Genomic DNA, 16,106 nt, shown 5'->3' with positions numbered 1-16,106 from the left:
GGCCCCTGCGGGCCTGGGGAGGCCCCACCCCCTCGGCCCCTGCGGGCCTGGGGAGGCCCCACCCCCTCGGCCCCTGCGGGCCTGGGGAGGCCCCATGCACCGGACGCCGCTCCTTGACGGGCAAAACTTTCCTGACGCGCACTAGCCGCAGGTCTTCCCGTCCCGTGGAACAGTGCCGTTCAGCAGATAGGCGTCCACGACCTCGGTCACACAGCGGTTCTCCGGGCTGTAACCGCCATGACCCTCGCCCTTGTTGGTCAGCAGCACCCCGACGCCCTCGCCCAGCTCGTCCGCCATCCTGCGGGCGCCCTCGTACGGCGTCGCCGGGTCCCCGGTCGTGCCGACGACCAGGATGGGACCCGCCCCCGGCGCGCTGGCCTCCGGAGTCAGCCGCTCGCCGGGCACCGGCCACTTGGCGCACCATCCCGCCGTGTCCCAGGCCAGGAACTCGCCGAACACGGGTGATATCTTCCGGAATTCCGGCAGCAGGGCCCTCGCTTCCGCCGGGCTCGGCCGACCCTTGCTGTCGGCGCACGATATCGCCCGCTGTGAATGGCTCTGCGTGCTGTAATGCCCCTTCTCGTCACGGTCGTTGTAGCGATCGGAGAGTGCGAGGAGCTTTGAGCCGCGGCCACGTTGATCGGCTTCCTCCAGGGCTTCGGTCAGCTTCGGCCACAGGGTCTCGGAGTAGAGCGCCATGACGATACCGGTGAGGGCGAGGCTCTGGTTGAGCTCGCGCCCGTCGTCGGCGGGCAGCGGCCGCTGGTCGATGCGGTCCAGCAACCGCGCTATCCGCTGCGATCCGGCAGCCGGGTCCTCCCCCCTTCCGGCCAGGTAATTGTCCAGGGCGCGTTGGAAGCCGGTGGTCTGGTTGCGAGCGTGGCCGATGGCGTCGGCCGTGGGATCGACCACCGCGTCCAGCACGGTCCGCCCCACGTTCCCCGGGAAGAGGTGAGCGTAGGTGCCGCCGAGCTCCGTGCCGTAGGAGATGCCGAAGTAGCTGAGCTTGCGGTCGCCCAGCACATGGCGGATCAGATCCAGGTCACGGGCAGCGTCCGCCGTGCCGACATGGGGCAGCATCCTGCCCGAGCGCGCGGCGCAGCCCGCACCGAAGGACTCGGCGTCCCGGAAGTAGGCCGCCTCCTCGACCGGGGTGTCGGGAGTGAGGTCGACACGGGTGGCCGCGTCCTCCTGCTCCCGGTCGCTGCGGCAGACCACACCGGAGCTTTTCGCGACTCCCCGCGGATCGAAACTCACCAGGTCATAGCGGGCGCCCAGCGTCTCGAACTCCGGGGCGAAGCCGGGCAGGGTCTGTACGCCGGAACCCCCCGGTCCACCGAAGTTGAACAGCAGTGAGCCGATGCGCTTGTCCTGGTCGCCTGCCTCGCGACGGATCAGGGCCAAAGAGATCGTCTCGCCGTCCGGATCCGCGTAGTCGAGCGGTACCTTGACCTCCGCACAGCTCCATCCGTCACCTTCGCATGGCCGCCAGTCGGGCTGCTGCCTGACCAGGGCCTGGGGGAGTCCGCTGGCAGCGTCGCCCTTCCGCACCGGCAGTGGCGCCTGCCGTCCGTGGTCGGCGCCCTCGCCGCCACTTGCCCCGCCGGCCTCAGTGAGGGTGTCACAGGCCGTCAGCACCCCGCAGGCCAACGACATGGCCAGCGCGAGCGCCGTCGCCCCCGTCTTCGAGGCCGTGCTCGCTCGCGCCGTCGTCCTCGTCGTTGTCCGCGTCCGCGTCCGCCACGTCATCCCGAGCCCCCGTCCCTGTGATCGACCGCGTTGATCGACTGTTGCGCCATCCTAGGTGTCGTCACCGACAGTGACCACGCCTGTGGATAACTCCGGAACAGATGACAGGACGTCATGGCGATCGTCGTCGTGAACGTCGGCTCGCGGCGTCACTCGCATACCGTGCCCGCGGCCGGGACCACCCCGTCCAGCAGGTACTTGTCGACGGCCGACTGCACACACGCGCTGCCGCTGCCGTAGGACCCGTGGCCTTGGCCGCGATAGGTCATCTCGATGCCGACCCCATCGCCGAGCTGCTCGGCCATGGCCTTGGCACCCGCGTACGGGGTGGCCGGGTCACCGGTGTTGCCGATCACCAGGATCGGAGCGGCGCCCGGTGCCGTGACGTTCGGGTGCGCCCACTGGCCGGGCACCGGCCATTCGGTGCAACTCATCAGGCCCCAGCCGAGGTAGTCGCCGAAGACCGGTGACGCCTTGCGGAATTCCGGCAGTTTGGCCTTGGTCTCCTCCAGCGAGAAGCGCTCCTTGGAGTCAAGGCAGTTGATCGCGGCGTTGGCCGCCTGGATGTTGCTGTACTGGCCTTCCCTATTCCGTCCGTTCATCGTGTCGGAAAGGGCCAGCAGCAGGGCTCCGTTGCCACCGTCCGCCTCGTCCAGGCCCTGCTCCAGCAGCGGCCAGTACTCCTTGGAGTACAGAGCCTGGGCGATGCCGTTCGTCGCCTGGGTCTGGGTGAGTTCACGGTCCCCGGTGGCCGGGATGGGCTTCTTCTCCAGCCGGGCGAGCAGATCGACGACGAACTGCTCGACCTCCTTCGCCGTGCTGCCCGGCAGCTGGCACTCGTCGCCTCGTGCCACGCAGTCCGCGGCGAAGTTGTCCAGCGCCAGCTGGAAGCCCTTGGCCTGGCTCAGAGACCCCTGCTCCGAGGTGTCGTTGGGGTTCACGACGGCGTCGAAGACGGCCCGGCCCACGTTCTTGGGGAACAGGTGGGCGTAGACGCCGCCGAGTTCCGTGCCGTAGGAGAAGCCGAGGTAGTGGAGCTTGTCGTCGCCGAGCACCTGGCGCATCAGGTCCATGTCGCGGGCGGCGTCGGTGGTGCTGACATGAGGTAGGTAGTCGCCGGAGTTCTTCTCGCAGCCGGAGGCGTACCAGCGCAGACGCTCGGTGTACGCCGCTTCCTCCTTGGCGTCATCGGGCGTGGCGTCCTGGGCGTAGTACTCGTCCAGCTGCCTGTTGTCCGCGCATTCGACCGGCTCGCTGCGGCCGACACCGCGCGGGTCGAAGCTCACCAGGTCGTAGCGCTCGCGCAGCTTTTCGTAGTCCTGGGCCATCGAGGGCAGCGCGCTGACTCCGGAACCACCGGGACCGCCGAAGTTGAAGAGCAGGGAACCTATTCGCTTGGACTGGTCCTTGGCCTTCGCCCGTATCAGCGCGATCTCGAACGTGTCGCCGTCCGGGTCGGCGTGGTCCCGCGGAACCTCCATGAACGAGCACTCCCACTTCGTGCCGCCGGGCAGCGGTGAGGGCGCGGGACCGCCGCCCTCAGCCTCCGATGGGGCCGGGCACGGCTGCCAGTCGAGTTTCTGGGCGCCGAGATCCCGCTTGCCCTGTGCCGTCTCGTCGCGGCTCCCCCCTCCGCTGCTCGAACAGCCGGTTGTCGCGAGGAGCACCGCCGCGGTCGCCGCCGCGGTCGCCGCTGCGAGGAGGGGGGTGGAGGTCGGCATGAGCCCATCCTGCGGCGATCCACCTCGGCCCGCCTGTCGGGCCCCGGCGGTCCGACGGCGGGAGACACCAGCGGGGACGCCCGTGGCCGTGCGCCTGTGACGCGTTCCCTACAGTGCACCCTTTCGGGTGAGGTGAGTGAAGGACACCCATCCCGGCAGTACCGGGATCCACAGCGTCAGCAGCCGGTAGAGCAGCACCGCCGGGGCCGCGACCTCCAGCGGCAGTCCCACGGCGGCCAGGCCGAGGGTCAGTGCGTACTCGACCGCGCCGATGCCACCCGGTGTCGGCGCCGCCGATCCGAGTGCGTTGCCCGCGAGGAAGACCACGGCGATGCTGGCGTAGCTGAGCTGCTGTTCGCCGTTGTCGAAGGCCCGGATCGAGGCGTCCAGGCACATCACGAAGGCGCCGGTCAGCATCAGCATGCCGCCGATTCCGGTGAGCAGCTTCACCGGCCGTTGGAGCACGTCCAGCATGCGCGGAACGACGCCGATGAACAGCGAGCGCAGCCGCGTCGACACGAACTTGCGCAGGAACGGGATCGCGGTCACCACGAGCACCAGCACGGCCACCGTCAGCAGGCCCGCGATGACGGTCCTGGACGGTGTCACCGGAGAGGTCCGTTCCGTGCCGGTCAGGTAGCCGAAGGCGAGCAGCAGCAGGATGTGCGCGCCGAGTCCGAACAACTGGGAGGCACCCACACTCGCCACGGCGAGTCCGGGCCGTACGCCGGAGCGCTGGAGGAAGCGCGTGTTGAGGGCGACTCCGCCGACCGCGGCCGGGGCGACGATCTTCACGAACGAGCCCGCCACCTGTGCCACGACCGTACGCAGGAACGGCACCCGCTCCGGTACGAAGCCCAGCAGGCTCATCGCCGCCGCGACATAGCTCAGCGCCGAGAAGAGCACCGCAGCGGCCACCCAGCCCCAGTGCGCCCTGGCGACCACCGTGAGATCGGTCTGGGTCAGTTGCGACAGCAGGAAGTAGGCGCCGATGGCCCCGGCGATCAGCGAGACCAGTGTGCGCGGCTTGATCCGCTCCAGCCGGACCGGCTCGACCGGAGCCTGCGGCCGGATCAGCAGCACCTGCCGCCTGATCTGGGCGAGCAGGTCCTCCTCGCGTGCCTCGTCCAGCGCCTCGTCCATGGCGCGCTTCTCGGCCTGCTTCTCGGCCCGGAGCGACTTGCGGGCGGTCTTACGGCCGGTCTTGTCGGGCTCGCCGCGTCCGTCCTGCTCACCGTCGTCCGCTACGGACGCCTGTGCCTTCGCCTGCTTGGCCGCTTCGGCCGCCGCGAGAACCGCCTCCCGTTCGCGCTGCGAACGCTCCCGTGCGAGCCGCCTAAGGGTGGCACGCGTGGAGCGGCTCAGGGCGATCGGCTGGAGCAGGGGCAGGCAGACGGCGACCGGGTCAGGCCCAAGGACGTCCACGGCCGCGGCCACCGCCCGCTCCGCTCCGACCCGCAGGCCCAGCGTGGCCAGCAGCTGGGCGATGTCCATCCGCAGCACGATGTCGCCCGCGGCGATCTCACCCCCGCGCAGGTCGGTGAGCACCACCGTGCCGGAACGATCCACCAGAATGGCGTCGCCGGTCAGCCTGCGGTGCGCGATACGTCGCGACTGGAGCGCCTTCACCTGCTGGAAGGCGCCACGTACCACCTCGTCGGTGATCTCCTCGTCGGGAAGCGAGTCCAGCGAGCGTCCGCCGAGGTGCTCGTACACCAGCATCACGGCGTCGGGGCCCAGCTCGGAGGTGGCGATCAGCTTGGGGGCGTGGGCACCGGCGGCGATGGCGGCGTACGCCAGGAGCGCCTCCTGCTCCAGTGCCTGGCGCAGCGACTGGGTGGAACGGCGGGTGAAGATGCCGCGCAGTGTGAGTCGGCGCCACACCCGGTAGAAGTAGCCCTGCGCCTGCTGCTCACGGTCGACGACGGTGACGTCGAGGGGTGGGCCGTCTTCCAGGGTGACGAAGTAGCGGCGGCCCCGGTCGCCGTTCTCCGCCGAATCGGGCGCGTCCTCGGCGCGCATCGCGGTGACCGGGCGGAACCCCACATGGCGCAGTCCGGCCAGCAGGGTCTGCCCGGTGGGCTGGACGTTCGGCGAGCCGACCGCGTAGATCGTGCCGTATGCGACGGTCCAGCCGATCAGTACCGTCAGGATGATCGAGAACGGGGTGGTGTAGCCCGCCACCAGCATCGCGAACGCGTCGAGCAGCAGCACCCCCCAGAGCGCTACCCGCCAGCGCGGGCGTTTGGCCATGCCGACGGCCGTCATATAGGCGATCACCGGCGCGAGATAGCCGTGCACGGGATCGGTCAGCCCCCCGCCCGTCTGGGGCTGGGTCAGTGCGTCCTGGATCTGGCTGGGTGCGGCGTCGGCGACCCACAGGTCGGTCGCCAGGGTCACGCCGTGGGCGAGCACGGCGGCGAGCACGCCGTCCGCGATCCGCAGTCCGTCCCGCTTGATCAGCCGCTCGATCGCGAACGCCACGGGGACGAGCAGCACGGCGATGCTGGAGACCAGACCGGCGAGCTTGACCAGCAGATCGGGGGCCTGCCCGGTGCGCTTGGAGATGTCCGACTCCAGGCCGGACGTCGTGCCGTGAGCGAACGCGACGATGGCGAGGAGGGCCGCGATCAGCAGGATGCCGGTCAGCAGCCGGGTCAGATCGGACGGCCGGTGCACCCGGGCGGGGAGCAGGGGCTCGTCGCTGAACACCCGGTCACTGACCGCCGGGGCGTCGTCGGCCGCGGATGCGCGGGACGTGGTGTCGTCCTTGGGAGATTCACCGGCCGCGGCTTCGCCGGTGGTCCCGGCATCGGCCGTGGCCTTGGGCTCGTCGCCCTTTGAGACCCGCTTCGGAACTTCCATCCCACCGGCCCCACCAGTGTCATCAGCCCCACCGGTCCTGCCGGTCGCACCGACCTCGCCGGCTGCCTCGGCACCGGACCTCACTTCGGAGACCGAGCCCTGACCTGGTTCCGTGCTCTCGCCGGTTGGCGGACCGGTCGGTTCCGGGCGCGACTCGGAACCGGAGGTGCTTGCCGCCGTCGCAGGCTGCACGCCCCGCTCCTTTGTCGTGTCGGTCTCTTCTTGATCTCGTATCACCAGTCACCGCCCGGATGATGGTGGCATGCCGCGCCGATGTACGGGGGCATCAGGGTGCCCGATCGCTGTCGGTGCCATGGTGCAGGATGGGCCGGATGAGCGATGAGGTGCCGGGACCGCCGGAATTGCCGGAGCTGCCGGAGTACGCGGAGCGGGTGCTCGATGCCGCCGAGCGTATCCCGCCGGGCCGTGTCATGACCTACGGGGACGTGGCGGAGTGGCTGGGCGACGGCGGTCCCCGCCAGGTCGGCCGCGTCATGGCACTCTACGGTGGCGCGGTGCCCTGGTGGCGTGTGGTGCGTGCGGACGGAGCGCTGCTGCCGGGCCATGAGCTCCGCGCCCTGGACCACTACCGCGCCGAGGGCACACCCCTGCGCGAAGCCGCACGTACAGCGGAGGGGCACATACCCCGCCTCGACATGCGACGGGCGCGCTGGGACGGCGTATCGGACGTCGCGGACACGGAAGCTCACAACTGACACCTTCCGCCATTCGGGGGTGCGGTGAGTGCCCGGACCCCCATACGAGGTACCCGCAGCGGCCCGGACCGGACTGCCTGCGGGCCGGGCAGCGCGTGGCGTAGCGTCGTCGGAGCCGTTCGCGGCACCCGCACCACCACCCCTCCGCCGACACGGCGGCTACCCGCGCACCTCATCACCAGCACACCCACCAGGACCGGCGATCCACGTGAGTTCCTCCACTTCCACCGGGCGTACACCGCACCGTCGGGTACGGCAAGGGGTCCCCCCGCGCCCGCAGGGGGACGGCAGGGGGCGGCTCCCGGGCGCGTACCGCCTGGTGCGTACCACACCGGGCCCGGTGGATCCCCCTCTTCTGGACGCCGCCCAGCGCGCGGTGGTTGACCACCGGCGGGGACCGCTGCTCGTACTCGCCGGGCCGGGCACCGGGAAGACGACCACCCTGGTGGAAGCCGTCGCGGCACGGATCGCGTCCGGAGCCGACCCCGAACGGCTGCTGGTGCTCACTTTCAGCCGCAGGGCGGCGGTCGAGCTGCGTGACCGGATGGCGCTGCGGATCGACGGCCGCGAGCGTGAGCCGGGTGGCGGACCGGGCAGGCGCGGATTCGCTCGGGCACCGCAGGCCACGACGTTCCACTCGTACTGCTACGCACTGGTCCGCGCCCACCAGGAGGCGGACCTGTTCGCCGAGCCGCTGCGGCTGCTGTCGGGCCCCGAGCAGGACGTGGCGGTACGCGACCTGCTGGCCGGCCAGCTTGAACTGGAGCGCGAGGGGCTGCCCGGCAGGGTCCGCTGGCCCGACGAGCTGCGTGCCTGCCTGACCACGCGCGGATTCGCGGACGAGGTGCGCGCCGTGCTCGCCCGCACTCGTGAGCTGGGCCTCGGACCCGGCGCACTGGCCGGTTTCGCGGACCGCGCGGGCCGCCGGGACTGGGGCGCGGCTGCCGCGTTCCTCGCCGAGTACCTGGACGTCCTCGACATGCGGGGGGTGCTCGACTACGCGGAGCTGGTCCACCGCGCCGCGCTGCTCGCCGAGACCGCCGCCCTGCCGGGGTACGACGCCGTCTTCGTGGACGAGTACCAGGACACGGACCCGGCGCAGGTGCGGCTGTTGCGGGCGCTGGCCGGCGGAGGCCGGACGGTGGTCGCGTTCGGCGACCCCGACCAGTCGATCTACACCTTCCGGGGCGCCGATGTGAACGGCATCCTCGACTTCCCGACCGCGTTTCCGCTGCCGGACGGCCGCCCGGCACCCGTCGCGGTGCTCAACACGTCCCGGCGCTCGGGTGCGGCCCTGCTGGCCGCGACCCGGCTGCTGACCCAGCGCATGCCGCTGTCCCGGCTGCCCGCTGACGCGGTCCGGGCCCACCGCGCGCTGACCCCGGTCCGTTCCGGTGGCCGGGTCGAGGCCTACACGTATCCCACGGCGTCGACCGAACTGGACAACATCGCGGACATCCTGCGCCGCGCCCATCTTGAGGACGGTGTGCCCTGGAACGACATGGCCGTCCTGGTGCGCGCCGGTGCGCGGACCCTGCCGTCGGTACGGCGTGCGCTCACGGCCGCCGGGGTGCCCGTCGAGACGGACGGTGACGACATCCCGCTGCGCCACGAACCCGCCGTCGGCCCACTGCTCGCCGCGCTGCGCGTGGTGGCCGCACCTGACACGGCCGGGCCCAGCACCGCGCAGGACACCGCCGGGCAGCACATCACGACCGGCGCCGAGCGCGTCGAGCGCACCGAGCCGGACGCCGAGGACGGCGACCGGGCAGAAGCCCCGGACACCCGCGATGGCATCTCCCCGACCGCCATCCCGCAAGACCGGCTCGACCCCGAAACCGCCCACACCCTGCTCACATCCCCCCTCGGCGGTATGGACTCCGGCGACCTGCGCCGCCTCGGCCGGGCCCTGCGCGACGAGGAGCGAGCGGCCGGGCACCGAGTGCCCGCGCCCTCCCACACACTCATCGCACGCGCGCTCGCCGAGCCGGAGCGGCTCACCGCCCACGATCCCGCGTATGCCCGCGGCGCCCAGCAGCTCGGTGCCCTGCTGCGCAAGGCACGCGAACTCCTCGAAGGCGGGGGCACCGCGGAGGAAGCGCTCTGGGAGCTCTGGAACGGCACCACCTGGCCGCAGCGCCTCCAACGCGCCTCGCTGCGCGGCGGCGCCGCCGGCCGTAACGCCGACCGCGACCTCGACGCCATCTGCGCCCTGTTCGAAACCGCCGCCCGAGCCGAGGAACGTACCGGTGGCCGTGGCGCGCTCAACTTCCTGGAGGAACTGGAAGCCCAGGACATCGCCGCCGACACCCTCACCCGCCGAGGTGCCCGCCCCGCCGCCGTACGCCTGATGACGGCACACCGGGCCAAGGGCCTCGAATGGGGCCTTGTCGTGGTGGCGGGCGTACAGGAGGGGCTCTGGCCGGATCTGCGCCGCCGCGGCTCTCTGCTCGAAGCCGACCGGATCGGCCGCGACGGCATCGCCGAACCCCTGCCCCCCGGCGCGCTGCTCGCCGAGGAGCGCCGGCTGTTCTACGTGGCAGCCACCCGCGCCCGCGAGCGGCTGGTGGTCACCGCGGTCAGGGCACCCGCGGAGGACGGGGACCAGCCCTCGCGCTTCCTCGCCGAGCTCGGCACCGAACCGCGCGACATCACCGGCCGTCCGCGCCGCCCGCTGGCGGTGGCTCCGCTGGTCGCCGAACTGCGCGCCACCACCGTCGACCCGAACGCGTCCCCTGGACTGCGTGACGCCGCCGCCCGCCGACTCGCCCGGCTCGCGGCACTCGCCGACGACGAGGGGCAGCCGCTGGTCCCCGCCGCGCACCCGAACCGCTGGTGGGGGCTGAACGAACCGACGCACAGCGATGTGCCGCTACGCGACCGGGACCGTCCGCTGGCCCTGTCCCCGAGCTCTCTCGAAAAGCTCACCAGCACCTGCGCCCTCCAGTGGTTCCTCGGACGCGAGGTGCGGGCGGACGCTCCCGCGAGCGCCGCGCAGGGCTTCGGGAACGTCGTCCATGTGCTGGCCGACGATGTCGCCTCCGGTCGTACACCGGCAGATCTCGCCGTCCTCATGGAGCGCCTCGACGCGGTCTGGGACGCGCTCGTCTTCGACGCCCCGTGGAAGTCCGTGCAGGAGAAGGAGCAGGCGCGCGCCGCCCTGGAGCGTTTTCTGCGTTGGCATGTCATGGACCGCGGCGGACGCCGATCCGCCACCACCGAGCACGCGTTCGACGTGACTCTGGAGGCGGGGGATTACGAGGTGCGGATCCGCGGCTCCATGGACCGCGTCGAACAGGACGAGCACGGCCGGGCTTACGTGGTCGACTTCAAGACCGGCAAGCAGGCACCCACCAGGGACGAGGTCGCCCACCACCCCCAGCTCGCCGTCTACCAGCTCGCGGTCCGGGAGGGCGCGGTGGACGAGGTCTTCGACGGCCGCAGGCCCGAGCCGGGCGGCGCCGAGCTCGTACAGCTACGTCAGCCCGCCCCCAAGAAGGAGGGCGGTGACGCCCTGCCGAAGATCCAGGCTCAGGAGGCGCTGTCCGGCGCATGGGTGGGCGAACTGCTCGCTGACGCGGCGGGCCGGGTGCTGGATGAGCGCTTCACACCCATGAGCGGCCCGCACTGCGGTCAGTGCGCGTTCCGGGCCTCGTGCAGTGCCCAGCCAGAGGGGCGGCACATCGTGGAGTGACCCGGGCCCGTCGGCATGGATGCGGACGTCGGCTGCTCGGACAGCGGATGCCGGCTATCGGCTATCGACAGCGGACAGCGGACAGCGGACAGCGGACAGCGGATTGGCGGCTTGGGCGGTCGATGTCAGTGGCTGCCGTTAGCCTCTCTCGGGTGTCCGCGCGTATCACCGACCCCGATCAGCTCAAGGAGCTCCTCGGTATCCCGTTCACCCCGGAGCAGATGGCCTGCGTCACGGCGCCACCTGCTCCGCAGGTCATCGTGGCCGGGGCCGGTTCGGGCAAGACGACCGTGATGGCGGCACGGGTGGTCTGGCTCGTGGGCACCGGACAGGTCGCCCCCGAGCAGGTGCTCGGTCTGACGTTCACCAACAAGGCGGCCGGTGAGCTCGCCGAGCGTGTCCGCACGGCGCTGGTCAGGGCCGGAGTGGTGGATCCCGAGGCGATTCCCGGAGTGACTCCTGGAGTGAGTGGCGGTACCGGTCCCGCCACCGGAGCCCATCCGTCCGGTGAGCCCCGTATCTCCACGTACCACGCCTTCGCCGGGCAGCTGCTCACCGACCACGGGCTGCGGATCGGCCTGGAGCCGACCTCCCGGCTGCTCGCGGACGCCACCCGGTTCCAGCTCGCCGCGCGTGTGCTGCGGGAGGCCCCGGGGCCGTATCCGGCCCTGACCAGATCCTTCGCTTCCCTGGTCAGTGATCTGCTCGCACTCGACGCCGAGCTGTCCGAGCATCTCGTGGCCCCCGAAAGGCTGCTGGGGTACGACTCCGCCCTGCTGCGGGACCTGGAGTCCGCCAGGCTGACCAACGCCGAGCTGCGCAAGGTCCCCGAGGCCGCGGTGGCCCGTCGTGAACTGCTGGACCTGGTCGTGCGCTACCGCGCGGCGAAGCGGGCCCGCGACCTACTGGACTTCGCTGACCAGATAGCCCTCTCCGCCGAGCTCGCGCGCACCCGCCCCGAGGTGGGCCGCATCCTGCGGGACGAGTTCCGGGTGGTCCTGCTCGACGAGTACCAGGACACGTCGGTGGCCCAGCGGCTGCTGCTCTCGGGCCTGTTCGGTACGGGCACGGGCCACGCGGTCACCGCGGTCGGCGACCCCTGCCAGGCGATCTACGGCTGGCGCGGCGCGTCCGTGGCCAACCTGGACGATTTCCCGGAGCACTTCCCCTTCGCGGACGGCCGCCCCGCCGCCCGGTACTCCCTCAGCGAGAACCGCCGCAGCGGAGGTCGGCTGCTCAGCCTGGCCAACGGTCTCGCCGAGCCGCTGCGGGCCATGCACGAAGGCGTTGAGGCACTGCGCCCCGCGCCCGGCGCCGAACGCGACGGATCCGTACGCATCGCCCTGCTGCCCGGTCATACGGAGGAGATCGAGTGGCTCGCCGACTCGATCGCCCATCTCGTCCGCACGGGCAAGGAGCCGGGGGAGATCGCTGTCCTCTGCCGTACGGCGGTGGACTTCGCCGCGATCCAGGGCGCGCTTGTCGCACGGGACGTGCCGGTGGAGGTGGTCGGTCTCTCGGGACTGCTGCACCTGCCCGAGGTCGCTGATCTTGTCGCTGTCTGCGAAGTGCTCCAGGACCCGGGGGCGAATGCCTCGCTGGTGCGGATCCTGACCGGCCCGCGCTGGCGCATCGGCCCGCGTGACCTCGCCCTGCTAGGCCGCCGCGCCCGTATCATCGTCCACCGCGCACGCTCCGGCGACGACGCTTCCACCGCCGACGCGGACCAGCGGCTCGCCGAGGCGGTCGAAGGCACCGACCCCGCCGAGGTGGTCTCGCTCGCCGACGCGCTCGACACCTTCCTGGAATCCAGCGAGCCCGACGACGGACTGCCGTTCTCCGGAGCGGCCCGGGTCCGCTTCGCCCATCTCGCCCAGGAGCTGCGCGAGCTGCGGCGTTCCCTCGCCGATCCGCTGATGGAAGTGCTGCACCGCGTCCTCGCCACCACGGGCCTGGAGGTCGAGCTCTCCGCCTCCCCGCACGCCCTGGCGGCCCGCCGGCGCGAGACACTCTCCAACTTCCTCGACATAGCCGCCTCCTTCGCCTCCCTGGACGGCGAAGCGAGCCTGCTGGCCTTCCTCGGCTTCCTGCGCACCGCCGAGCAGTACGAGAAGGGCTTGGACAACGCCCTGCCCGGCGGGGAGAACACGGTGAAGGTCCTCACGGCCCACAAGTCCAAGGGACTGGAGTGGGACGTGGTCGCTGTGCCGGGTCTTGTCGCCGACCAGTTCCCGAGCACCCGCGCCCGGGAGTCCTGGACCGCCCAGGCGAAGGTTCTGCCGCATGCGCTGCGGGGCGACGCGGACACCCTTCCGGAGGTGGCGGGCTGGGACGCGAAGGGCCTCAAGGCGTTCAAGGCGGATATGAAGGACCACCAGCACATCGAGGAACTGCGCCTGGGCTATGTGACCTTCACCCGGCCCCGCTCCCTGCTGCTCGGCTCCGCCCACTGGTGGGGCCCGACCCAGAAGCGGCGCCGGGGCCCGTCCGAGTTCCTGCACGCGCTGTACGAGCACTGCGCGGCCGGCTACGGCGAGATCGAGGTGTGGGCGGAAGAGCCGGAGGAGGACGCGGAGAACCCCGCCCTGCACGCGGAGGCGGCTGGCGAACACGTCTGGCCGCTTCCCCTGGATCCCGCGGCGAAGGAGCGCCGCCGCCGCGCCGCCGACACGGTGCTGGCCTACCTGTCGGCGGTTCCCGACGAGCCCGAGGGGCCCGGTCACGGCTCCGGCCCCGGTCCCGCCGAAGGCCCGGCGGAGCGCGAGGGCCACGAGGACCTCTGGCCCGTGGAACCCATGGAGCCCGACGAGGAGCCCTGGCCGGAGGATGTCGCCGACACGCACGACTACGCGGACGACGCGGAGGGCAGCGATCCGGCACCGTGGCCGCAGCACGGCGGTTCCGCGCCCCGCGCGCACTCCGGGCTCCCTGGCCAGCGCCGCGCCGAGGATCCGCTGCCGGACGTGCCGGACGTGCCGGACGTGCCGGACGTGCCGGACGTGCCGGACGTGCCGGACGTGCCGGATGTGCCGGATGTGCCGGATGTGCCAGACCCGGCGGCCTTGTCACACTTGGCGGATCCGTCAGAGACGGCCCCGGCACCCCGCGAGCCCATCACCCCAGAGGACGCCCGCACCATCGCCTCCTGGGACCGCGACCTCGAAGCGCTCACGGGCGAGCTGCGCCGCGCCCGCGCCGCGGTGCGAGAGGTTCCGGTCCCCCCGGCCCTCTCGGCATCCCAGCTGCTGCACCTCGCCGCCGACCCGGACGGCTTCGCCCAGGAACTCGCCCGCCCCATGCCGCGCCGGCCCCAGCGGGCAGCCCGCCGGGGCACCCGGTTCCACGCCTGGGTGCAGTCGCGGTTCGAGGAGCTGCCGCTGCCCATGCTCTGGCCCGATGAGCTACCGGGCCATGACCCGGACGAACCGGACGCGGCGGAGATCGCCGACGAACGCGACCTCGCCGCGCTCAAGGAGGCCTTCGAGCGCACCACGTACGCACGCCGCACCCCGTACCGGGTGGAGGCGCCGGTCCAGCTCACCCTCGCGGGGCGGGTCATCAGGGGGCGTATCGACGCCGTCTACCGCGACGCCGCCACCGGGGCGTTCGAGATCGTGGACTGGAAGACCGGCAGGGAACGCGACGCCGACCCGTTGCAGCTCGCCGTCTACCGGCTTGCCTGGGCTGAGCAGCACGGACTCCCACCCGAGTCGGTGGCCGCCTCCTTCGTCTACCTCCGCACCGGAGAGGTCGTGCGCCACGATGCCCTGCCGGACCGCGGCGCGCTCGAACGGCTGCTCACAGGTCCTCCGGCAGCGGTGGAACCGGCGCACGACCGCGCAGACGAGCCCGCCCCGGGCGCCGGATAGGCTCAGGGACATGAGCGAGACCCAGGACAACGCCGTCCGCACCTACATACACGGGCACCGTGCGGCCTTCCTCGACGACCTCGCCGAGTGGCTGCGCATTCCGTCGGTCTCGGCGCAGCCCGAGCACGGCGGGGACGTACGGCGCAGTGCCGAGTGGCTCGCCGCCAAGCTGAAGGAGACGGGCTTCCCGGCCGTCGAGGTGTGGGAGGTCCCTCTCGCGGCGCCGGAGGCCGCCCCGGGCGCCCCCGCCGTGTTCGCCGAGTGGCCGTCCGAAGACCCGGAAGCGCCGACGGTCCTGGTCTACGGCCACCATGACGTACAGCCCGCGGCCCGCGAGGACGGCTGGCACACCGACCCGTTCGAGCCCGTCGTCAAGGACGGCAGGATGTACGCGCGGGGCGCGGCCGACGACAAGGGCCAGGTGTTCTTCCACACCCTGGGCGTACGCGCCCATCTGGCCGCGACGGGCCGTACCGCCCCCGCCGTCCATCTGAAGCTGCTCGTCGAAGGCGAGGAGGAGTCCGGCTCCCCGCATTTCAGGGCGCTCGTGGAGCGGCACCGAGGTCGTCTCGCCGCCGATGTGGTGATCGTCTCCGACACCGGGATGTGGTCGGAGACCACCCCCACGGTCTGTACCGGGATGCGCGGTCTCGCCGAGTGCGAGATCGAGCTGTACGGCCCCGGCCAGGACATCCACTCCGGTTCCTTCGGCGGGGCGGTGCCCAACCCGGCCACCGCCGCAGCCCGGCTGGTCGCCGCGCTCCACGACGAGCAGGAGCGGGTGGCCATCCCCGGCTTCTACGACGGAATCGCGGAGCTGACCGACGCCGAGCGCGAGCTGTTCGCCGAGCTGCCGTTCGACGAGGAGGACTGGCTTCGTACGGCCAGGTCCCGGGGGACGCTCGGTGAGGCCGGCTACTCCACCCTGGAGCGCGTCTGGGCCAGGCCGACCGCCGAGGTCAACGGCATCGGAGGCGGCTACCAGGGCCCCGGCGGCAAGACGATCATCCCGTCGTCCGCCATGTTGAAGCTGTCCTTCCGACTGGTCGCGGGCCAGGACCCGGACCGGGTGGAGAAGTCCGTACGGGACTGGGTGGCCGCCCGGCTCCCGGCCGGTATCCGTCACGAGATCACCTTCGGCGGAGCGACCCGTCCCTGTCTGACCCCGCTGGACCACCCCGCCCTCCAGGCGGTCGCCCGGGCCATGAGCCGGGCCTTCGACGGCGAGAAGATCCGCTACACACGCGAGGGAGGCTCGGGCCCGGCGGCTGATCTCCAGGACGTGCTCGGTGCACCCGTGCTCTTCCTGGGCATCTCCGTTCCGTCCGACGGATGGCACGCGCCCAACGAGAAGGTCGAGCTGGACCTGCTGCTCAAGGGTGTCGAGGCCAGCGCCTACCTGTGGGGAGAACTGGGCACCGCTGACGCCGCCCGCCGCTGAACGCCAGTACACCGGCTGAAACGCCAGTACACCGAACGACCCGAACGACCG

General features: G+C 71.8%; 7 protein-coding genes. 4 read left to right on the top strand and 3 right to left on the bottom strand.

Going from position 1 to position 16,106, the window contains the following annotated elements:
- Window positions 1-141: 141 nt before the first annotated feature.
- The 3 genes from ACFWI9_RS11415 to ACFWI9_RS11405 all read right to left on the bottom strand — a co-directional run bounded on the left by ACFWI9_RS11415 (window position 142) and on the right by ACFWI9_RS11405 (window position 6,335).
- Window positions 142-1,749, bottom strand: coding sequence for an alpha/beta hydrolase (locus ACFWI9_RS11415; protein ID WP_387160855.1), 1,608 nt, complete (start codon window positions 1,747-1,749; stop codon window positions 142-144).
- A 149-nt stretch (window positions 1,750-1,898) separates the two neighbouring features.
- Window positions 1,899-3,470, bottom strand: a complete 1,572-nt coding sequence (locus ACFWI9_RS11410) for an alpha/beta hydrolase (RefSeq protein WP_387160853.1) — start codon at window positions 3,468-3,470, stop codon at window positions 1,899-1,901.
- A 108-nt stretch (window positions 3,471-3,578) separates the two neighbouring features.
- Window positions 3,579-6,335, bottom strand: coding sequence for a lysylphosphatidylglycerol synthase domain-containing protein (locus ACFWI9_RS11405; protein ID WP_387160851.1), 2,757 nt, complete (start codon window positions 6,333-6,335; stop codon window positions 3,579-3,581).
- A gap of 332 nt (window positions 6,336-6,667) precedes the next feature.
- Here ACFWI9_RS11405 and ACFWI9_RS11400 point away from each other — a divergent pair, with 332 nt between their 5' ends.
- The 4 genes from ACFWI9_RS11400 (at window position 6,668) to ACFWI9_RS11385 (ending at window position 16,055) form a co-directional block, all read left to right on the top strand.
- A complete protein-coding gene (locus ACFWI9_RS11400; protein WP_387160850.1) occupies window positions 6,668-7,051 on the top strand; it encodes an MGMT family protein in 384 nt (127 codons plus the stop codon).
- Between the two features lie 208 nt (window positions 7,052-7,259).
- Window positions 7,260-10,745: an ATP-dependent helicase gene (locus ACFWI9_RS11395; protein WP_387160848.1), complete on the top strand. Its 3,486-nt coding sequence runs from the start codon at window positions 7,260-7,262 to the stop codon at window positions 10,743-10,745.
- A 152-nt stretch (window positions 10,746-10,897) separates the two neighbouring features.
- The gene (locus ACFWI9_RS11390; protein WP_387160847.1) at window positions 10,898-14,614 is read left to right on the top strand and encodes a UvrD-helicase domain-containing protein; all 3,717 of its coding nucleotides are present in this window, start codon (window positions 10,898-10,900) and stop codon (window positions 14,612-14,614) included.
- 10 nt (window positions 14,615-14,624) lie between these two features.
- The gene (locus ACFWI9_RS11385) at window positions 14,625-16,055 is read left to right on the top strand and encodes a dipeptidase (RefSeq protein ID WP_387160845.1); all 1,431 of its coding nucleotides are present in this window, start codon (window positions 14,625-14,627) and stop codon (window positions 16,053-16,055) included.
- Window positions 16,056-16,106: the final 51 nt, after the last annotated feature.

The organism is Streptomyces sp. NPDC127084 (assembly GCF_042724175.1).
GTDB lineage: Bacteria > Actinomycetota > Actinomycetes > Streptomycetales > Streptomycetaceae > Streptomyces.
Note: the sequence above shows the minus strand (reverse complement) of the source record. Positions and strands in the feature narration are given on the sequence as shown.